Annotated in this window: 19 protein-coding genes, 1 tRNA gene and 2 rRNA genes (1 of these 22 only partly in view); 15 read left to right on the forward strand and 7 right to left on the reverse strand. The window is 59.4% G+C overall.

Translation table 11 applies throughout. The features are described 5' to 3' along the window. The 7 genes from AC0L37_RS01495 to AC0L37_RS01525 all read left to right on the forward strand — a co-directional run. Positions 1-953, forward strand: a 23S ribosomal RNA gene (locus AC0L37_RS01495) (it extends 1,767 nt beyond the left edge of the window). A gap of 129 nt (positions 954-1,082) precedes the next feature. Then, positions 1,083-1,198 (forward strand): 5S ribosomal RNA (gene rrf / locus AC0L37_RS01500). Positions 1,199-1,370: 172 nt separating this feature from the next. Then, complete coding sequence (locus AC0L37_RS01505; protein WP_282222190.1) at positions 1,371-1,916, forward strand: hypothetical protein; 546 nt, start codon at positions 1,371-1,373, stop codon at positions 1,914-1,916. A gap of 62 nt (positions 1,917-1,978) precedes the next feature. After that, positions 1,979-4,237, forward strand: a complete 2,259-nt coding sequence (locus tag AC0L37_RS01510) for a mechanosensitive ion channel domain-containing protein (RefSeq protein ID WP_282222189.1) — start codon at positions 1,979-1,981, stop codon at positions 4,235-4,237. Positions 4,238-4,371: 134 nt separating this feature from the next. After that, positions 4,372-5,589 carry a lytic murein transglycosylase gene (locus tag AC0L37_RS01515; protein WP_212656728.1) on the forward strand — a complete coding sequence of 406 codons (1,218 nt, stop codon included), beginning with the start codon at positions 4,372-4,374 and terminating at the stop codon, positions 5,587-5,589. A 180-nt stretch (positions 5,590-5,769) separates the two neighbouring features. Then, a complete protein-coding gene (locus AC0L37_RS01520) occupies positions 5,770-6,780 on the forward strand; it encodes an alpha/beta hydrolase (RefSeq protein WP_282222188.1) in 1,011 nt (336 codons plus the stop codon). Positions 6,781-6,812: 32 nt separating this feature from the next. Further along, positions 6,813-7,424, forward strand: a complete 612-nt coding sequence (locus AC0L37_RS01525; RefSeq protein WP_282222187.1) for a nucleotidyltransferase family protein — start codon at positions 6,813-6,815, stop codon at positions 7,422-7,424. Positions 7,425-7,497: 73 nt separating this feature from the next. Here AC0L37_RS01525 and bfr read toward each other — a convergent pair whose 3' ends face one another. The 3 genes from bfr to AC0L37_RS01540 all read right to left on the reverse strand — a co-directional run bounded on the left by bfr (position 7,498) and on the right by AC0L37_RS01540 (position 9,688). Further along, positions 7,498-7,983 (reverse strand): bacterioferritin, encoded by a 486-nt coding sequence (bfr, locus tag AC0L37_RS01530; RefSeq protein ID WP_212656730.1) that lies wholly within the window; start codon positions 7,981-7,983, stop codon positions 7,498-7,500. After that, entirely contained in the window at positions 7,949-8,239 is a 291-nt protein-coding gene (locus AC0L37_RS01535) for a (2Fe-2S)-binding protein (protein WP_435905433.1), read from the reverse strand. The genes bfr and AC0L37_RS01535 overlap by 35 nt, the downstream gene beginning before the upstream one ends. Positions 8,240-8,350: 111 nt before the next feature. Continuing rightward, on the reverse strand, positions 8,351-9,688 hold the full coding sequence (locus tag AC0L37_RS01540; protein WP_282222186.1) for a putative bifunctional diguanylate cyclase/phosphodiesterase: 1,338 nt from the start codon (positions 9,686-9,688) through the stop codon (positions 8,351-8,353). Between the two features lie 178 nt (positions 9,689-9,866). Here AC0L37_RS01540 and AC0L37_RS01545 point away from each other — a divergent pair, with 178 nt between their 5' ends. Further along, positions 9,867-10,697 (forward strand): alpha/beta hydrolase, encoded by an 831-nt coding sequence (locus tag AC0L37_RS01545; protein WP_282222185.1) that lies wholly within the window; start codon positions 9,867-9,869, stop codon positions 10,695-10,697. Here AC0L37_RS01545 and AC0L37_RS01550 read toward each other — a convergent pair. Together AC0L37_RS01550 and AC0L37_RS01555 are read right to left on the reverse strand one after the other, a co-directional pair. After that, positions 10,636-11,403, reverse strand: coding sequence for a DUF599 domain-containing protein (locus AC0L37_RS01550; RefSeq protein ID WP_282222184.1), 768 nt, complete (start codon positions 11,401-11,403; stop codon positions 10,636-10,638). The genes AC0L37_RS01545 and AC0L37_RS01550 overlap by 62 nt on opposite strands. A gap of 63 nt (positions 11,404-11,466) precedes the next feature. Beyond that, positions 11,467-12,504: an aldo/keto reductase gene (locus AC0L37_RS01555; protein WP_282222183.1), complete on the reverse strand. Its 1,038-nt coding sequence runs from the start codon at positions 12,502-12,504 to the stop codon at positions 11,467-11,469. A gap of 214 nt (positions 12,505-12,718) precedes the next feature. Between AC0L37_RS01555 and AC0L37_RS01560 the strand changes: the two genes are divergently transcribed. Further along, positions 12,719-12,795: transfer RNA gene (locus AC0L37_RS01560), tRNA-Met, on the forward strand. Between the two features lie 55 nt (positions 12,796-12,850). Here the strand turns inward: AC0L37_RS01560 and AC0L37_RS01565 are convergent. Then, a complete protein-coding gene (locus tag AC0L37_RS01565; RefSeq protein WP_282222182.1) occupies positions 12,851-13,639 on the reverse strand; it encodes a creatininase family protein in 789 nt (262 codons plus the stop codon). Positions 13,640-13,650: 11 nt separating this feature from the next. Next, positions 13,651-14,040 (reverse strand): RidA family protein, encoded by a 390-nt coding sequence (locus AC0L37_RS01570; RefSeq protein WP_282222181.1) that lies wholly within the window; start codon positions 14,038-14,040, stop codon positions 13,651-13,653. Between the two features lie 214 nt (positions 14,041-14,254). On the opposite strand from AC0L37_RS01570, the gene AC0L37_RS01575 reads away from it, so the two are divergent. The 6 genes from AC0L37_RS01575 (at position 14,255) to AC0L37_RS01600 (ending at position 20,327) form a co-directional block, all read left to right on the forward strand. Then, complete coding sequence (locus AC0L37_RS01575; protein WP_212656738.1) at positions 14,255-15,265, forward strand: ABC transporter substrate-binding protein; 1,011 nt, start codon at positions 14,255-14,257, stop codon at positions 15,263-15,265. Positions 15,266-15,340: 75 nt separating this feature from the next. Then, complete coding sequence (locus tag AC0L37_RS01580; RefSeq protein WP_212659037.1) at positions 15,341-16,162, forward strand: ABC transporter ATP-binding protein; 822 nt, start codon at positions 15,341-15,343, stop codon at positions 16,160-16,162. Beyond that, positions 16,162-17,022, forward strand: a complete 861-nt coding sequence (locus AC0L37_RS01585; RefSeq protein ID WP_269370057.1) for an ABC transporter permease — start codon at positions 16,162-16,164, stop codon at positions 17,020-17,022. Before AC0L37_RS01580 ends, AC0L37_RS01585 begins: the two co-directional genes overlap by 1 nt. Before the next feature lies 1 nt (position 17,023). Further along, a complete protein-coding gene (locus tag AC0L37_RS01590) occupies positions 17,024-18,340 on the forward strand; it encodes a cytosine deaminase (protein ID WP_282222180.1) in 1,317 nt (438 codons plus the stop codon). After that, on the forward strand, positions 18,337-19,737 hold the full coding sequence (locus AC0L37_RS01595; protein WP_282222179.1) for an FAD-binding oxidoreductase: 1,401 nt from the start codon (positions 18,337-18,339) through the stop codon (positions 19,735-19,737). Before AC0L37_RS01590 ends, AC0L37_RS01595 begins: the two co-directional genes overlap by 4 nt. Continuing rightward, positions 19,737-20,327 carry an NAD(P)H-dependent oxidoreductase gene (locus AC0L37_RS01600; protein ID WP_282222178.1) on the forward strand — a complete coding sequence of 197 codons (591 nt, stop codon included), beginning with the start codon at positions 19,737-19,739 and terminating at the stop codon, positions 20,325-20,327. Before AC0L37_RS01595 ends, AC0L37_RS01600 begins: the two co-directional genes overlap by 1 nt. Positions 20,328-20,441 lie beyond the last annotated feature (114 nt).

The raw sequence follows: 20,441 nt of genomic DNA on the forward strand, positions 1-20,441 counted from the left end.
GCGAAATTCCTTGTCGGGTAAGTTCCGACCTGCACGAATGGCGTAACGACTTCCCCACTGTCTCCAGTATAGACTCAGCGAAATTGAATTCCCCGTGAAGATGCGGGGTTCCTGCGGTCAGACGGAAAGACCCCATGCACCTTTACTATAGCTTTACGCTGGCATTTGTGTCGGCATGTGCAGGATAGGTGGTAGGCTTTGAAGCAAGGACGCTAGTTCGTGTGGAGCCGCAAGATGAGATACCACCCTTATCGTCATAGATGTCTAACCGCGGCATAACAGTGTCCGGGACAGCGTATGGTGGGTAGTTTGACTGGGGCGGTCGCCTCCCAAAGAGTAACGGAGGCGCGCGATGGTGGGCTCAGACCGGTCGGAAATCGGTCGCTGAGTGCAATGGCATAAGCCTGCCTGACTGCGAGACTGACAAGTCGAGCAGAGACGAAAGTCGGTCATAGTGATCCGGTGGTCCCGCGTGGAAGGGCCATCGCTCAACGAATAAAAGGTACGCTGGGGATAACAGGCTGATAATGCCCAAGAGTCCATATCGACGGCATTGTTTGGCACCTCGATGTCGGCTCATCACATCCTGGGGCTGGAGCAGGTCCCAAGGGTATGGCTGTTCGCCATTTAAAGTGGTACGTGAGCTGGGTTTAGAACGTCGTGAGACAGTTCGGTCCCTATCTGCCGTGGGTGTAGGAATATTGAGAAGAGCTGACCCTAGTACGAGAGGACCGGGTTGGACGAATCTCTGGTGGACCTGTTGTGGCGCCAGCCGCATTGCAGGGTAGCTAAATTCGGACGGGATAACTGCTGAAAGCATCTAAGCAGGAAGCCTCCTTCAAAACTAGTATTCCCTTGAGAGCCGTGGAAGACCACCACGTCGATAGGCCGGGTGTGGAAGCGTAGCAATATGTGAAGCTTACCGGTACTAATAGCTCGATTGGCTTGATCGTTCTCATTAATCTATGTCCGCATAGACTGTGAAATGATCGGCTCAGACACCAGACCAACACTCCTTGCATGGGAGAGTTGTTGGTCCAATACAAAACATAACCAGAATTCACTCATACGTTTTTCGCTGACCTTGTGGTTCTTGCGAGGAGCCCAAGACCCGATCCCATCCCGAACTCGACCGTCAAATTCCTCCGCGCCAATGGTACTAAGTCTTAAGGCTTGGGAGAGTAGGTCGCTGCAAGGTCTGCCAAAAACGTATGATCTCATTACGATGTCGAAAAAGAATAAAAGAAGCCCTCACTGGAAACAGTGAGGGCTTCTTGCGTTCAAAAAAACCAAAATAACAAACAAAACAAACGCCAAGGGCCGCTGGAACAACGCCGTGCTCAGAGGGTTGCACAAGGGGAGAGGCCGAGATGGAACAGGACAGGCTGAAACCCGACTGCGACAGCTGTGCAGCATTGTGCTGCATTGCCCTGGCGTTCGATCGTTCCCTGAAATTCAGCTTCGACAAGGCGGCCGGCGAGGTGTGCCGGAACCTTGATGGCTGCCATGCCTGCACCATCCACAGTTCGTTATCTGCGCAGGGCATGGGCGGATGTGTCCAGTTTGATTGCCATGGCGCGGGTCAGCGGGTGACCCAGGATTTGTTTGGCGGTCGCTCCTGGCGGGACGAGCCCGCCATTGCCCCTGCCATGTCCGCGGCCTTCCTGAGCATGATGGATGTTCACGCTGTGCTGGCGCTGATTGATGCAGCCAGGCAATTGCCCCTGTCGGCGGCGCGTGAGCGAGAGAGGGCGACCATAGCAGCTACGCTTGCTCCATCTGAGCCGTGGACCCTGAGTTCATTGCGTGAAGCGGTCGCGGGCGACGTGGTGCCGCGTGCGCGCGCGTTTCTCAAATCACTGGCAGCAGAGCCACAGGTTGAGAGTTTACGGGGTTCTGCCCGGTCGATACGTTGAGGGGGCGGGTGACATCAGAACCCGTTCGTCGTGTCTGTCTCCTACACATGCAAAGTTGGTCAATGCGCTACTTCTTCATTCTCGTCAGTTTGCTGGCCCTGATGTTCCCCGCCCATGCACAGACGAGCCTGTTGGGGCTTGGGGACTCGAGTGAGACCGCCTCTGAAGCGACAGGGAGCACCGACGCCAGTATCGATGCGCTGATCAAGATCATCGAGAATGACGAAACCCGGGCAGCGCTGATCGAGCGGCTGCAGCAGGCAGAGGGCGGCGAAGCGAGTGCGTCCGCCAGCGAACCGGCGTCTGCGGATCTGAGCATTGTCCGACAGGTGGCGGAATATACCCAGGCAGCGGCCGAAGGGGCTTCGGCCACCATTCTATCGCTGGGCGCGGTGTTCATGGATCTGCAGGCCGGAATCAGCGGGACCGATGGCGCCAGCCTGTCGATGTTCATGGATGTTGTCGGTCCGGTTCTGCTGGTGGCTGTTGGGCTGTTCGGCAGCTATCTGGTGCTACGCATGCTGGCGCATCTCTTGAGCGGCCGCATGGCTGCCGGCCTTGAGCGCAAGGGATGGCTGCGCCGTGTGGTTGGTGCCTTGCTCGCTGTGCTGATTGACCTGAGTACCGTGTTACTGGCCTGGGGCATCGGCTATGTGGTGGCCCTGAACTTTTCCGGCGCGACGCCGGGCCGGATGGGTATCAACCAGTCATTGCTGCTCAATGCTTTCCTGCTGGTGGAAATTACCAAGCTTGTGGTGCGTGCCGTATTGGCGCCGCGACTGCCAGCGCTGCGCATGCTGCCGGTGACGGATGACAATGCTGCCTATTGGTTTTTCTGGATCAGCCGGATCATTTCGCTGATTGGCTATACGTTCCTGTTTATCGCGCCGCTACTGGCAGCCAATCTGTCCCCCGCCATGGCCGCGGCGGTCAAGGTGCTGGTCATGGCCACGGCGGCCACCATTGCCATCATCATCGTGATGCAGAACCGGGATGATGTCCGCAACTGGCTGAACAGCCGTGCGGAAAAGCGTGAGGACGGCCTGGGTCACTTTCTGGTGGCGCTGGGGCGCTCCTGGCACGTAATCGCCATCGTCTATCTGCTGGCCCTGCTGGTGGTGTGGTTTGCCAATCCCGAGGAGGCATTGCCCTTCATGCTGGCGGCGACCGTGCAGTCGGTACTTGCCGTTATTGTGGGGGTGGTGATCGTCAGTGTGATTACCCGTTTTGTCAGTACCGGGCTCAACCTGCCCAGCGACATCAAGGACCGTTTGCCGCTGCTCGAGACCCGGTTGAAGGCCTTCGTTCCCAAGGTCATGCAGGTCGTACGCTGGGTGGTGATCGTGGGCGTGGTGCTCGCCATCGCGCAGGCCTGGTCGGTGTTTGATTTCGCGGGCTGGATCAGTACCGATGAAGGGCAGGGGTTTGCAGGGTCGGTGATCTCGGCTGCGCTGATCATTCTGGTGTGTCTGGTGCTCTATGTGGCGGTATCGTCATGGATCGAGTTCCGGCTCAACCCCAATTTCGGCTCGGTACCGACAGCGCGTGAAAAGACGCTGCTGGGTCTGTTCCGCAATGCCTTCACCATTGCTCTGGTGGTGTTCGGGGTGATGCTGGCGCTGGCCCAGATCGGGGTCAATATCGCGCCATTGCTGGCCGGTGCCGGTGTCATCGGTCTGGCCATTGGCTTTGGTGCCCAAAGCCTGGTGCAGGATATAATCACGGGCATCTTCATCCAGTTCGAGAATGTGATGAACGAGGGCGACGTGGTCGCCGTTGGTGACAAATCCGGCGTGGTGGAAAAGCTCACCATCCGCTCGGTGACCATTCGCGACCTGAGCGGCACCGTGCATCTGATCCCGTTCTCCTCGGTGTCTCAGGTCAGCAATATGGTGCGTGGGTTCTCCTTCCATCTTTCGGAAATGGGCGTGGCCTATGACAGCGATATTCCGGCGGTCAAACAGGCGATGTTTGATGCGTTTGATCGTCTGATGGAGACCGAGCACAAGGACCATATCCTGGACAATCTTGAGATGCATGGCGTCACCGGGTTTGGCGATTCCGCCATTACGGTGCGGGCGCGCATCAAGACGGTGCCGGGTGAGCAGTGGTCGACAGGCCGGGCCTATAACGAGATCATCAAGAGCGTGTTTGAAGAACGCGGTATCGAGATCCCCTATCCACACGTCACCTATGTGGCGCCTGCCAGTCCATCAAAGCCGTCCAAATCCACCAATATGCCACCCCAGGTGGAGGGCACCGCCAAGGCGCTGGAAAGTGACGGCCCCAATGAGGCTGATGATGGTGGCAGCGAGCGCTAGCGGCTAACGGCTTTGTGAAGCGAACAGAGGTTTGCCTTAAACCCCTCTTAATTTGGTGGGTTAATAATGTGATACGCGCCTGTTGCGGCACAGCCGGCGCAAGCTTTGCAAAATTGCGTATCACGAGGCTCGTCATGTTTTTTGCGGACGGCAACACTGTTCCGTTTTCTCGCCGCCTGTCGGCTCTGGCTCTGGGGGCTCTGCTCAGTCTGGGCAGCCTTGCGCCCGCCTGGGCCAATAGCGCCGATTTCGTGCGCTCGCTATGGCCACAGGCTGAAGCGCGCGGGGTCAGCCGGTCGGCGTTCGAGAAAGCCTTTGCCAGCTATAGCTATCAGCCCAAGGTGATGGAGCTGACGCGCAAGCAGCCCGAATTCAGCCAGACCGTGCAGCAATATCTGGCCAAGCGGGTCACCGATGGTCAGGCCAGCAAGGGCCGGGCCATGCGGCAGGAGTGGAACCAGACCCTGACCGGGGCGCAGCAGCGCTGGGGCGTGCAGCCCGAGATCGTGCTGGCCATCTGGGGCATGGAAACCAATTTTGGTGGCTTCATGGGGGGCGAAAATACCGTGCATGCGCTGGCCACGCTGACCGAGGGCGGCTATCGCACGAGCTTTTTCCGCGAAGAATTGCTGACAGCGTTGCGCATCATCAGTGACGGGCATGTGAGCGCTGATAACATGACGGGATCATGGGCCGGTGCGATGGGTCATACCCAGTTCATGCCGACGAGCTTCATGCGCTATGCGGTCGACTATAATGGCGACGGACGCAAGGATATCTGGAACTCGGTGCAGGATGCGCTGGGCTCCACGGCAAATTACCTGAACAGTTTCAAATGGCGACCCGGCGAGACCTGGGGCTATGAGGTCAAGCTGCCCAGCGGTTTCGATTTCGCCAAGGCACGCAGCATGGACCGGGCGCCGCTGAGCCAGTGGCAGGCCATGGGCATCCAGCGCACATCGGGGCGGGCCTTCCCGCGACCCAATGATGTCGGCCGGCTCTATATGCCGGCGGGGGCCAGCGGACCGGTGTTTCTGCTGCTGCCCAATTTTGATGTGATCAAGCGCTACAATAATTCGGACAGCTATGCCCTGGCAGTTGGTCATCTGGCGGACCGCATTATCGGCGGCGGCGATTTTGCCACGCCATGGCCGGCCGGGGACTTTGCGCTGAACGCGGCGCAGCGTGCCGAGCTGCAGACCCTGCTGACGCGCGCCGGTTTTGATACCGGAACGCCCGATGGCAAGATCGGTCCCAAGACCCGCGCGGCGGTGATCGCCTATCAGAACCGGGTGGGTCTGCCTGCTGACGGATTCGCTTCCGGGCGCCTGCTGCAGCGCCTTCAACGTTAGCAGTCTGTTAACCATACGGTAACGGTTTGGGAACACTCTGGACCTGCTTAAGTAGAGGGCAGGCGAGTCTCAGCGATCGAGACGCCTGCCCTCGCCCATTTCCGTACCATGGTTGGACTGCCACAAATTGTTCGGTTTTATCCGCTACCGATCCGCTTTCCTTGTCGAACGCATAAGCTCATGAAAATCCTGATCATCCGACTTCGTCGTGCCAGCGCGGCGCTCTTGCTGCTGGTGGCCGTTCTGCCCGTGCCCGCTTTTGCGCTCTCGGTGATGGACCCATTCAACCTGCCCACCGCCATGGATGGTGGCACCGTCAAGGTCGGGGATGGCGTTGCCTATGCAGATGGGCCACGGCATCGGCTTGACGTCTATGCGCCTGAGGCGCGGGGGGCAGCGGCGCCCGTGGTGTTCTTCATCTATGGCGGCGGCTGGAACCGTGGCGAGCGCAGCGATTATCAGTTCGTGGGGCGGGCCCTTGCGGCGCGTGGCTTCGTGGCGGTGATCGCCGATTACCGTCTGGTGCCCGAGGTGCAGTATCCCGGGTTCCTGGAAGACAGCGCCAAGGCGCTCAAATGGGTGCAGGACAATATTGCCAATTATGGCGGTGATCCCAAACGGCTGTTTCTGGCAGGCCATTCGGCGGGCGCCTACAATGCGACCATGCTGGCGCTCGACCCGTCATTCCTGCGCGAATACGGGGTGAACATGAACATTCTGGGGGTGGCGGCGCTATCGGGGCCGTATGACTTCTATCCCTTCGAATATGGCGAGGTACAGAATGCCTTTGGCGGTGCGCCGAACCCGGAAGGCACCCAGCCGATCAACCTTGTGACCAGTCAGACCCCGCCCATGTATCTGGCGACCGGCACCACCGACCCGATCGTGCGCATGCAGAATACCGAGCGGTTTGCGCAGAAGCTCAAGGATAGCGGGATTTGGGTGACCACGCGCTACTATGAAGGCTTTGGCCATATGGAGCCCGTGATTGCCATGGGTGCGGTGTGGCGTTGGCGCATGCCGGTGCTGGACGACATGGTGGCGTTCTTCCAGATGTTTGGCGCCTTTCCAAGCGGTGTGCCCTATGTGGCCGTCGCGCCCGATGCCCCCGAGCAATTGCCGGAGGCGATCGCGCCGATGGACCAGATCGTGCAGCAACTCAATGCGATGTTCCAGCCCATCGAGAACTGACGCTGGCGCGGGAATCGCGCTAGCGTTGCGGCATGGGCGATCATCTCAAGTTTGCCGGCGCTGATGCCGCGACGCAACGCGCGGCGCTGGTGCAAATCATGCGGTCGCAACCCGAACTGATGGATGTGCTTGAGGGGCTACGCGCGTTGGCGCTGCCCGATCCGTTGCTGACGTCCGGCGCGATCTACAACACGGTCTGGAACCATCTGACGGGGCGACCGGCCCTGTCCGGGGTCAACGATATAGATGTATTCTATTTCGACGGGACCGATCTCAGCTGGGGCGCCGAGGACAAGATGATCAGGGCGCTTGAAGCGCGCTTTGCTCACCTTCCCGTGCCCGTGCAGGTCCGCAACCAGGCGCGGGTACATCTCTGGTTCGAGCAGAAGTTCGGTAGTCCATTCACGCCGCTGACATCGTCCTCCGAGATGCTGGGGCGCTACGCATCCAAGACCCATGCTGTTGGTGCGAGATTGCTGGCGGATGGGGAGTTCGAGGTCTTCGCGCCGTTTGGGCTCGACGACATGTTCTCGTTCCGCATGGTGCCCAACCCCGTGCTGAACAATCGCATCGCCCATACCAAGAAGGGCGAACGGGCGCTAACCTTCTGGCCTGAGCTGACCCTGGTACCCTGGCCCGATTGAGGGCTTTGCGGCCCCAAACAAAACCGCCCGGCGCACGGCCGGGCGGTTTGAAATTGTCTTTGGTGCGATTGGCTCAGTCTGCCTGATCGGCAGATGCCGAATTGAGCTGGCCGTATTTCTCAGGACCAATCTTGTCGAGCAGTTCGAGCTGGGTTTCAAGAAAGTCGATGTGACCTTCCTCGTCCGTCAGCAGCGCCTCGAACAGGTTCTTGGAGACATAGTCGCCCAGTTCCTCGCACAGCTCACGGCTGGCCTTGTAGGCGGCGCGGGCTTCGTACTCGCCGGCCAGATCGGCCTCGAGCACTTCCTTGATGGTCTGTCCGATGCGCAGAGGCGCAACGCGCTGCAGATTGGGATGACCCTCGAGGAAAATGATGCGCTCGATCAGACGATCTGCGTGATGCATTTCCTCAATGGATTCTGCGCGTTCCTTGCTGGCCAGCTTCTTGAAGCCCCAGTCGTCCAGGAGACGGAAGTGAACCCAGTACTGATTGACCGCACCAAGTTCAAGAAAGAGGGCCTCGTTAAGCCGCTCGATGACTTTTGCTTCGCCTTTCACGACGTACTCCGCTTCGTTGCTGCTTGAGTTTTTCCAGCCCAGACTGCAGTGAAACGAGTTCGCCGGCGGGAAGGGCTTGCTGTGCGTGGTAGTTTTCGGTGACCCGCACGATAATGTCCACCACATTCGGCACGCAACCGCCGCATTTGGCACGGCGATTGAGCTCGCTGTAGACCATTGCCGGCACCACCAGTTGCCACGGATCGGCGCGCAGGAGATCCAGGACTATGTCCTCAATCTCTTTGGACGTGATCATATTGCACTGGCAAACGAGCATTGGGACAGCCGTATAGAACGCGAAAACTTGCTGGCCGCATAAAGCGTCTTCATTAGGTGAATGTCAATGTCAGATTTAGCTGCAGATGTGTCAGCGGCGAGCGGCGAGCCAGTCGAGCAGCGCTTCAGCGGGCATCGGGCGGGCCATGAAGTAGCCCTGACCTTCCTGACAACCAAGCTGACGCAAATGGCTATAGGCGAACTCGGTCTCAATGCCTTCGGCACAAACGCGGAAGCCAAGGCCCTGGGCTATGGAGATGATGTGGCGCAGCAGAAAGTCCTCATCGCCGGGCTCCTTGAGCGGGCGGACGAAGGACTGGTCAATCTTGAGCACATCGGCGGGGATGTGAGCGATATAGGAGAGATTGGAATAGCCGGAGCCGAAATCATCCAGTGCGACATCCACTCCCGCCTCGCGCAGGCGGCCGAGTTGTTCGACCGCACAGGCTGAGTTGGTAGCCAGTGTGCCTTCGGTAAATTCAAGTTCGATATGATGGGGTTCCAGCCCAGCGGCGTCGCAATGGTGCAGTAGCACTTCGTCAAACCCGCCTTCTGACAGGTTGACGGGCGAGGCATTGATTGAGACGCGCATGGCATGGCCAGCGTCGATGAATTGACGGTTCTGCGCCATGGCGCGAACCATCACCCAATCGGTCAGCGGGGTTATCAATGCAGTCTGTTCAGCCAACGGAATGAACTCGGCGGGCGAGATCGCGCCCAGATCAGGATGGTTCCAGCGCAACAGGGCTTCAACCCCATGACATTGGCCGGTCTGCAGGTTGATGCGGGGCTGGTAGTGCAGCGCCAGTTGATCGGTCGCGGCCATGGCATGGGGCAGATCGGCCAGCAGACGGAAGGCGCGCAGATGGGCAGCGTCCGATTTGTGGTTGTAAAAGGCCATGCCATCGGCGGCATTGCGGCTGTCCTGAGCGGCCACCAGCGCCGCGCGCAGAGATTCTGCGGCGCCCTGTGCCGCGCTGAGGGGAACAAGCCCGACGCCCACATGGGTTTTGATGGGAATGGCGTTGATGGTAATTGCGCTGGTAAATGCCTTGGCAATTTCAGACGCAACCGCCGGGTATGTGGTTTTGTCCTGGACCGGCAAGACCACCGCGAAGCTGAGTACGCTAACGTGATAGATGGTCACGCTGTCGGGCAACAGCGACGCCAACAGGTCGGCGCCAGAGCGTACAAAATCTTCGGAAAACGCCATGCCCAGCGCGCGCAGCGTTTCATTGTATTGCCTGGCGTCCGCGAGCGTGATCAACACCAGCATGGAAGTGGACCGGGACTGCGCATAGCTGTCGAAATGCTCGATGAACTGTAGCCGATTGGGCAGGCGCGTGACGTGGTCATAGCGACCAATCTGCGCCAGAAGGGCAGGGTCGAGCGGGACACGCGGGTCAGCGAACGCCGTTGGCGAGGCCATTTTCTTTCGCAGTATTGGCTGGTCCACGCGTGGTTTCCCTCTGCTCCGGCTCGGAGGATTGTCTGACAATATGTCGCAGCGCCTTAAGCGTGCGTGAATCTGTTCGCCATCAATGGGTAATCAGTGAAACAATTTTGACGCCTGGACCGTATCTTCCGAGATATACAACAGGGACATCATGGCCATCTCCATACTCGGCATCATCAATAGCCTCAGCCCCAAGGATGCAGGCTCTCGCAAGGTAGCGCGCAATCTGGCGTATGGCCCTGCGGAGCGCCAGAAGCTCGATATCTACGCGCCACGCGACAGGCAGGATAATTTGCCGGTTGTGGTGTTTTTCTATGGTGGCTCATGGAATGACGGCAGCCGGGCACACTATGATTTTGTCGGGCGCGCCCTGGCGGCGCAGGGCTTTGTCACAGTGATTGCCGATTATCGGTTACTGCCCGAGGTGGAGTATCCGGGATTTCTGGATGATTGCGCTACCGCCGTTGAGTGGATTGCGGGTAATATCGGCTTGCATGGCGGAGACCCGGAGCGGCTCGCGCTGATGGGGCATTCGGCTGGTGCCTATAATGCGGTCATGCTGGCGCTGGATCCAGGCTTGCTGAAGCGGCGTGGTCTGCTGGGGAAGGTGCGGTGTACTGTCGGGCTGTCGGGCCCCTATGACTTTTTTCCATTTGATGGGCCGATCTCGCTGCGCACGTTTGGTGCCGTCAGCGAGCCCATGAGCACTCAGCCCATTCATTTCGTCAGTGCTTCGGCACCGCCAATGTTTCTGGCCAGTGGTGACAAGGATACGCTGGTCTATCCGCGCAACACGCGCGCGCTGGCGCAGCGCCTGAAGGTGGTCGGTGTTTCGGTGCACGAGCGGCACTACGCCAATCTTGGTCATCCCGGAACGCTGCTGGCGCTCGGTCGCCCAGCGCGCAGGATCGCCCCGGTGCTCAAAGAGGTGGGGATTTTCCTGCACCAGCACCTCGACGTGCGCCAGAGCGTCGCTGCTTAGTTTCGGAAACCGCCGCACCCTTGTCATGCTGGCGACGCGCCGCAATGACTGCAGCTGAGGCTGCAGTGCGATGGGCCGAGGAAAAGAACTCGCGATGCGCCAGGATCAGAATGGTCAGGCCACACACCAGGATCGGTAGCCATTCGGACACGAACCAGGCCACTGTTGCGACCGAGAAATAATAGGCGCGGATGCCGCTGTTGAAGTTGCGGGCCCCAAGCGAGTTCATGCGTGAAATGGCGTTGATCTCTTCCTCGGAGGCGCCGTTCTCGTGATCGACTGCGCCCAGCATGATGCAGAAATGGTTGAACTGGCGCAGCGACAGGGTGAAGGCGAAAAATGCCATCACGAACATGATCAGCATGACGACCAGATGGAGCTGGACGTCTAGCGAGGTATAGACGCGGTCCAGTGACAGGGAGTCGAGCGCTGCCATCAAGGTGGGGACCTGCCCGAATACCGCAAAGATCGCCAGGATCAGCAATACTGCGGTGGAGGCCAGAAAACTGACCGAGCCCATGATGTTGCCCGACAGGATTGCATCAAAGGGCGATTCGCGAAGCGCCGCATTGGCCACCCAGCGCCGCCGCTGCATATTCATGATGGTGGAGAGCGAGGGGCGCAGCTTCTCGATCTGCGGCACGATGATATTGTACGTCAGATAGCACAATAGCGGCAGAAAGGTCGTGATCAGTGTGGTCGACAAGGGCGCCCCCGCAATTGCGTGTTCGCCCTTGTTATAGCGTGATCCGTCAAAAAGGCGACGGCCTCAAATCGTGCGCGGGAACTGGCGGTGTACCGCGTCGATCTCGCCGAGCACTTCGGGAGACAGTCTCACATCGGCTGCCCCGATAGCCAGTGCCAGTTGGTCGGTATTGGTGGCGCCAATGATCGAGGCTGTGGTGAAGGGCTTTGTCAGGGTGAAGGCAATCGCCATCTGGGCCGGGTCCAGACCATGCTTGGCAGCGATCGCCAGATAGGCGGCGACGGCTGCCTCGGAATGCTGATTGTAGCGCCAGAACGCCTTTTGATAGTCGCCACGGCTGCCAGGGGGCACCGCGCCGCCCTGGTATTTACCGGTCAGCAAGCCGCCGGCAAGGGGAGAATAGGCCAGTAGGCCAACCTGTTCGTGGTGGCTGAGTTCGGCCATGTCCAGATCGAACTGGCGTCGCAGCAGGCTATATTCGTTCTGCACCGAGGCCACGCGGGGCAGGCCCCTAGCCTCGGCAATGCGCAGCCATTGCGCAATACCCCAGGTTGTCTCGTTGGACACGCCGACATGACGGATCTTGCCTTCCTTGACCAAGGCACCAAGTCCCTCGAGCATATCCTCGATATTGGCCAGCACGTCGGCGGTATCCTGGGTGTGCGGGGCGTAATTCCAGGAGCCGTCAAAATTGTAGCTGCCGCGCGAGGCCCAGTGGATCTGGTAGAGGTCGATATAATCGGTCTGCAGGCGCTTGAGGCTGTCATCCACCGCGATGCGGATGGTCTTGGCGCTGGCGCGGGAATTGTCGCGCATGAAATCGACGGGACCGCCGGCGATCTTGGAGGCAAGGATCCACTGATCGCGCTTGCCGGTCTTTTTGAACCAGGTGCCGATGATTTCTTCGGTCCGCCCCGATGTTTCGGGACTGCGCGGCACCGCGTAAATCTCGGCGGTGTCCATGAAATTGAGCCCGGATTCAAGCGCCATGTCGATCTGGGCGTGGCCCTGCTCTTCGGTGTTCTGGCTGCCCCAGGTCATGGTGCCCAGGCAAATTTCAGTGACCCGCAGATCGGTGCGGCCAAGCGGATTCAATTTCATTGTGACAAATCTCGGGTGCGGTATCGGGATGGGATCACATTAAACGATCTCATCTTGAATGGTAGGTTTGGGGCGCAAAAAACCGCGGCGTCAAAAAAGCGTCACTTAAGCGCGTTTGGGGGTTGAGCTATCAAACGCTTCCCCCTATATAGCCCTCACGTCGCGGCACGGGCCGCACCGATGATAGCCAATCAGGCATTGTTATCGACTTTGACGCGGGATGGAGCAGCCCGGTAGCTCGTCAGGCTCATAACCTGAAGGTCGCAGGTTCAAATCCTGCTCCCGCAACCAAAAAAGCCCAGTAAGCTCATTCGAGTTTACTGGGCTTTTCCTTTTTGGGTTCCCGCTAGCGTTTGCCGGGCAGGGGCATGGCGACGACTTCGGCGAGCATGTCGAGCATGCCGGCGACATTGGCCTGCGCGATAGTCTGGCCCTTCTCGGCGGTGGCGATGGCCGCGTTGCCGACAGCGCCTGATGGATTGATGTCCGAAGCGATCCAGGAATAGACGTGGCCGAAGGCGCCTGTGGGGCGGAGATAGCGGAATTGCTGTTCGTCGCGGGCAGCAACGGAGCCAAAATCCTCGGCGCGCGCCATATCCACAAGTTCCGGGCGAAAGTGCAGGATGAGTGAGGTCTCGGCATCTCCGCCGTGAATGCCGTGGCGACGTTCGAGGTCGGAAAGCACGCCGTCAGGCATAAAGCGCCAGCCGCTCTTGACCGCAAGCATACCCGCTCGCACGCGCAATTCGCGCGCGACGATGCCCATGATCTCTTCATTGCCCCCATGGGAATTGACGAAGACGATCTTGCGCACCCCGGCGCGGGCGACTTCAAGACCAATCTGGGTCCATGCGTCGATCAGGTTGGTCGCGGTGTGGGTTATCGTGCCTTTGGCCCAGATGTGTTCGTTGGACTTGCCAATGGCCTGAACCGGCAGCACGCGAATATCGAGTTCATCGGGCGCGCTGGCGACCAGCAACTCCATCATCGAGGTGTTGATGATGGTGTCGGTGCCCACCGGCAGATGGGGGCCATGCTGTTCGACCGCAGCGATTGGAAGGATTGCGATAGTCTTTTCGGGATCGAGATTTTCGAATTCGCGGGCGGCAAAGTCGGTCCACCAGATTTTACGCATGCGAGTAGTCCTCAGGCTGGTCCGGCCGCAATGGCCTCGATTTCAACGACGAATTCAGGCCGGGCAAAGCCGGTAACGATCATCAGCGTGGATGCGGGATAGGGTGGGGCGAACAGCGCATTGCGCACTGCCATGTAATCGTCCAGATGCGCCCGCCCCGTCACATAGGCGTTGATGCGCACGATGTGCTCCATGCCCATCCCGGCCTCGCGCAGAATGGCTGCGATATTGTCAAAGCAGATCCGGGTCTGGGCGGCACAATCGGGGGGCACATGCTTGTCTGCGGCAATGCCCAATTGTCCTGAGCAGAACACCAGTCGCTGTCCCGCAGGGACGACAACGCCGTGACTGTAAGGCGCAAAGGGCGGGTGAATTTCGGGGGGATTGAGGGGCGGGGTCATGGTTTTCCGTAGGCTTGAGCGCGGAGGCTATCGAGCGGACATACACTTGACCAGTGCAAAAGCGACGAAACTGCACGCATAGCAGGCATTCACCCGATATGCCTATTTTTTGGGTTCACAGCCGCGGTCGAATACGGAAGTCTCTCAGACCGGCGAGAGAGCTCGCGACAATTTCATGCTGCGGCACCAAGACCGCAGCGCAGGGAGCGCAAATATGCATGTTTCGATCAAGACGACCCTTCTGGCTGCCATGGCGCTGGCTGCGCCAGCAGTCTCAGCGCAGGAGCTGGATGCGGTGACCTTTGGCACCAACTGGCTGGCTCAGGCCGAGCACGGTGGCTATTATCAGGCTGTGGCTGACGGTACCTATGAGAAGTATGGCCTGGATGTCAGCATCCGGCAGGGTGGGCCGCAGGCACCAAACGGGCAGCTGCTGATTGCCGGCCAGCTCGATTTCTACATGGGTGGCATGTCCACCATCGACTCGGTCAAAGAGGGCATTCCTGTCTTGGCCGTGGCGTCGATCTTCCAGAAAGACCCGCAGGTCCTGCTGGCCCATCCTGAGGCAGGGTTCACCGATCTGGCCAGTCTGGCCGGCGCGAGCAAGATCATCATGGGCAAGGACGCGTTCTTTGCGGGCTACTACCCCTGGATGAAGTCATCGCTGAGCGGTTTCACCGATGAGCTCTACGAACCCTACACTTTCAATCCGGCGCCGTTCATTGCGGACGAAATGGCGGTGCAGCAGGGTTACCTGACGTCTGAGCCCTACGAAATCGGCAAGCAGACTGGCTGGGATCCAAAAGTATTCTTGCTGGCCGACTATGGCTACGACCCCTACTCGACCACTATCGAGACACGTCAGGACATCGTGGACAACGATCCGGACATGGTGCAGCGTTTCGTCGATGCGACCGCGATTGGCTGGTACAATTACCTCTATGGCGACAACACGGCCGCCAATGAGCTGATCAAGGCCGACAATCCTGAAATGACAGATGGTCAGCTCGCCTATTCGCTCGAAAAGCTCAAGGAATACGGCATCGTGGTCTCCGGTGATGCCGAAGAAAACGGCATTGGCTGCATGACCGATGCGCGCTGGAGCGATTTCTACGCGACCATGATCGAGGCCGGTGTCTATGAAGAGGGCATCGATATCTCCAAGGCCTACACCACGCAGTTCACCTGCAAGGGTGTCGGGATGGAACTGGCCGCGGCCGAATAAGCCTTTGAAAGCTTCCGGTGCGGGCGCTCCTGCCCGCGCCGTTTAGCCCTAATCCGGGTTGGTATAGTGACCGATATTGCCTTGTCTGCGGCTCCGGCCGCATCGCCTCAGACTGCGCGCCGCCTCGTGGTGGCCATGCATGATGTTTCCAAAGTTTTTTCCAACGGTACCCTGGCGCTCAAGGGCATGTCGCTTGATGTGAAGGCTGGCGAGTTCATTTCGCTGCTGGGCCCTTCGGGCTGCGGCAAGTCCACCGCGCTGCGCATTATTGCCGGCCTGGGTGCGCCCTCTTCGGGCAGCATCGACTGGCCGTCTTCGCGGATCAATTCCAAAGGGCTGCCGGAAGGCGATGTCGGGTTCGTGTTTCAGGACCCAACGCTGATGCCCTGGGCCACCGTGTTCGACAATGTCTTCCTGCCGCTCAAATTGCGCGGCATCTCCAAAGCTTCGGCTACCGAAACCATTATGGAAAACCTGGCCTCGGTCGGGCTAGCCGATTTCGCCGCTTCCTATCCGCGCGAACTATCAGGTGGCATGCGCATGCGTGTTTCAATTGCGCGTGCCATGGTCACCAAGCCCAAGCTTCTGCTGATGGATGAGCCTTTCGCAGCGCTTGATGAAATCACGCGACAGAAGCTCAATGACGATGTGTTGCGGCTATGGAAGCAGCATGGCGTCACGGTCATCTTCGTGACCCACTCGGTCTACGAGTCCGCATATCTATCGAGCCGCATCGTAGTGATGCGCGCGCGCCCGGGGCAGGTCTATACCGATATGGCTGTGACCCAGCCGGCCGAGCGTGATCAGGCCTATCGGGTATCGGAGGGGTATCGGCAAACCTGTCAGGATGTGTCCGATGCCTTGCAAGGCGCCATTGGCGCGGCGGAGGTGCACTGATGAGCACTGTTCCAAATACAGCCAGCGAAGCTGGAACCGATAGCGCTGCAGGCGTGCTGCTGGCGCAAACACCCAAAAGCGACAAGATCCTGCAGATCGTTATTCCGGTCACCACCCTGGTGCTGACCATTGCGCTCTGGCAGTTGCTGGTCACGATCAACGAAATCCCGCGCTATATTCTGCCCAGCCCGGTGGATGTGGCCATTGCCCTGTTCACCGATTCAAGCACGCTGTGGCCTGCGATGATGGTGACGGTGAAAATCACCTTGATGGCGCTGGCCCTGGCATTGGTTGGCGGGGTCGGCCTGGCCATTCTGCTGGTGCAATCGCGCCTGCTGGAGCTAGCGCTGTTTCCCTATGCGGTGGTGTTGCAGGTGACCCCGATCATCGCCATTGCGCCGTTGCTGCTGATTTATGCGCCCGATACCCAGACCGCCCTGCTGATCTGTGCGTTTCTGGTGGCGTTTTTTCCGATCCTGTCCAACATGGCGCAGGGGCTCAAGAGCGTGGACCATAACCTGCTCAATCTGTTTGAGCTCTATGGAGCTTCGGGCTGGCAGACCCTGTTCTATCTCAAGATTCCGGCGTCGATGCCGTACTTTATGGCTGGGCTGCGGATTGGTGGTGGTCTGGCGCTGATTGCCGCGGTGGTAGCCGAATTCGCTGCCGGTTCGGCCGGGCAGGGCTCGGGTCTGGCGTTCCGGCTGATCGAAAGCCAGTATCGCATGAACCTGCCGCGCATGTTCGTCTGCCTGATCATGCTGAGCGCTATCGGCATCATCATTTTCGGGCTGACCTCACTGATCTCCTGGCTGGTGCTGCACCGCTGGCATGAGAGTGCCATTCGGCGGGAGAACTGAGATGACGATCACACTTCCGGCAGCGGGCAGCTACACGCTGCGAAATGCTTCGGTGCCCGCCTCGGTGATGGACGACGCTGCTTCCGGCGCGCTGCGCACGGTTGATATCGCGGTGACCGGTGGGGCAGTCAGCGCCATCACCCCCGCCAGTTCATCGCCGACAGCAGGCGGCATTGATCTGGACGGTGGCATCGTCCTGCCAGCCTTTGTTGATCTGCACACCCATCTGGACAAGGGACATATCTGGCCACGTCGGCAAAATCCTGATGGCACCTGGATCGGTGCGCTGATGGCGGTGCTGGACGACCGACAGGCCAACTGGGCGGCGTCGGATGTGGAGCGGCGCATGGATTTTGCGCTGCGCTGTGCCTATGCGCATGGCACGGCAGCAATCCGCACCCATCTGGATATGGCACCCCCACAGCATACGATCAGCTGGGATGTATTCGAAGCGATACGCGCGCGCTGGGCAGGGCGCATTGAATTGCAGGGTGTGGGGCTGATGGGCCCTGACACCATTCTGGATCCGGCTGCATTGCGCGCAATCGCCGAGCGGACCAAGGCGGCCGGTGGCGTGCTGGGCGGCTCGACAGCGGTCCATGCCGAGAACCCTACAATCATGCGGCGCCTGCTCGAAATGGCTGGCGAATTCGATCTGGATATCGACCTGCATACCGATGAGTCGCCTGATCCTGCCGCAAGCGCCTTGCGCAGTCTGGCAGACGCCGTGATTGAAACGGGTTTCACAGGCACTGTGGTGGCAGGCCATTGCTGTGCGCTGGCCAACCAGCCTGCCGATCAGGCGCAAGCCACGATCGAGCGCGTGGCGCAATCTGGCGTGGCGGTCGTGTCGCTGCCCATGTGCAATATGTATTTGCAGGACCGCGACAATGTCGACCGGGTGCGCACACCGCGCTGGCGTGGGGTCACCTTGCTCAACGAACTTAAGGCGGCAGGTGTGCCGGTGGCCATTGCCTCGGACAATACCCGCGATCCTTTCTATGCCTATGGCGATCTGGACGGCTTTGAGGTGCTGCGCGAAGGCGCGCGCATTCTGCAGTTTGATCATCCTCAGGCTGATGCCTTTGCCTGGGCGCGCTCGGTGGGCGCTGACCCTGCCGCGATTGCCGGGTTTGCGCATGCTGCAAAGCTGGCGGTGGGCGTTTCTGCCGATCTGGTGCTGTTTGGTGCCCGCAACTGGACCGAACTGATGAGCCGCCCCCAGTCGGATCGCACCGTGCTCCGCGCCGGTGCGGCCATCGACACCACATTGCCTGACTACCGCGAACTCGACGACCTGATGGGACCACACCTGTGACGATAACCAGCTTCCGTGCCGAACTCGGCGACATTCCTGTTGAAGACCATCCCCGCATCGTGCAGCAGCGCAGCCGCGATCACTATTGGTACTCGCCCGTGCTCAAGGCCAAGCTTGATCATGTGACCGCAGAGATCGTTGTTTCCCCGCGCAACAATGAAGAGGTCAAGACGGTGCTGCGGGCGGCCTTCAAGCACGGCATCGCGATCACGCCGCGCGGCGCGGGTACCGGCAATTATGGTCAGGCCATGCCGCTATCGGGCGGCGCGATGCTCAACCTGATGAATATGGACAAGGTGCTCGAAATCAAGCCGGATCGGGTGCGGGCGCAAGCCGGTGCGGTGATGGAAAAAATCGATCAGGAAACGATCGCTGCGGTGGGTGGTGAATTGCGCTTTCACCCCTCGACCTATCGCATGGCTTCGATCGGCGGCTTCATCGCCGGTGGGTCAGGTGGCGTCGGTTCGGTCCGCTGGGGCGGCCTGCGCAATCTGGGCAGCATATTGGGGCTCAAGGTCATAACCTGCGAGGCCGAGCCGCGTGAACTCGATCTGGTGGGAGAGGACATTCTCAAGGTGGCCCATGCCTATGGCACCAATGGGATCATCGTTGAAGCAGAGATGCCGCTGGCGCCAGCCCATGGCTGGATCGACATGGTGGTGGGCTTTGACAACTATATGGATGCCAGTCGCTTTGCCCTGGGCGTGGCGCTGCAGGACGGTCTGCTGGTCAAGGAAGTCTCGACTTATGCGGCCCCGATTCCGGAGGCCTATTTCAATCGCCACAAACCCTATCTCAAGGATGGTCAGTCGGTTGTGCTGCTGATGGTGGCGCCGGTGGCCGCCGATGCGATGACGCTGTTTGTCAGCCATCACAAGGGTGATCTGCGATACCGCTCCGACAAGGCGACTGAAGAAGAACTCAAGCGCCTGCCGCCGGTCTATGAACTGGCGTGGAACCATACGACGCTACGTGCGCTCAAGGTGGATCCGACCATCACCTATTTGCAGACGCGCTATCCCAGCCTTGAGCATCTGGAAAAGATTATCTCGCTGCTGGGCGATGAATTGCCCATGCATATCGAGGTGACGCGCCAGGATGGCGTGGTCACTTTGGCGGGGCTGCCACTGGTGCGATACACAACCGAGGCGCGGCTGGATGAGATTGTGGCCATTCATGAAGCCAATGGGTGCGATGTGTTCAATCCACACCGCTATACGCTCGAAGAAGGTGGCATGAAGCGCACTGACCAGAAGCAGCTCGATTTCAAGCGACAGTCCGATCCAAAGGGTATTCTGAACCCCGGCAAGATGGTGGCTTGGGAGAATCCGGATTTTGATTTTTCGGCAGGCAAGGTCTGGCTGTTTGATGGTCTCAACTCGGTAGGAGCCGCCTGATGCGTGTCCATGTCATTCACGCACACCCGGTGGAAACAAGCTTTAACCGCGCCTTGTTCAATGCCGCGGTTGATAGCCTGGCCAAGGCCGGGCACAGCGTCGACGCGCTCAATCTTTATGATGAGGAATTCCCCGCCGTGCTGACCCGCGAAGAGCGTCTGGGCTATCACGAGGTGCCGGACAATATCACGCCGGCCATCGCCCCTTACGTCGAGCGTCTGCGCGCGGCAGACGCGCTGGTTGTGGTGCATCCGGTGTGGAATTATGGCTATCCGGCCATTCTAAAAGGCTATTTCGACCGGGTATTCGTGCCTGGGGTGTCCTTCACCATGGAAGGGGGCGACGACCGAGGGCGGCTGGTTCCATGCTTGACCAACATCAGGAAAGTCGCGTTCATCACCAGCTATGGTGGCAATCGGCTGCGCAGCTGGGTGATGGGTGATCCGCCGCGCCGGCTGGCTATGCGCTGGGGCTGGGCAACCTTTCGGTCCCGACCACGCTATCTGGCACTGTACGACATGAACAACTGCACGCCGAACAGACTGGAGGGGTTCATTGATAATGTCCGCACAGAGATGAGCGCCTTCTAGTCGTACCCCACAAGCTGCTCCGCGCGTAATACTTGACACCTCTGCTCTGGATTTTTCCGGTAGCAGGCCAATTTCGCTTGGGTAATTTCTGGGCTGCAGGAAGTTTGACTAAAA

The organism is Devosia sp. J2-20, assembly GCF_055808475.1.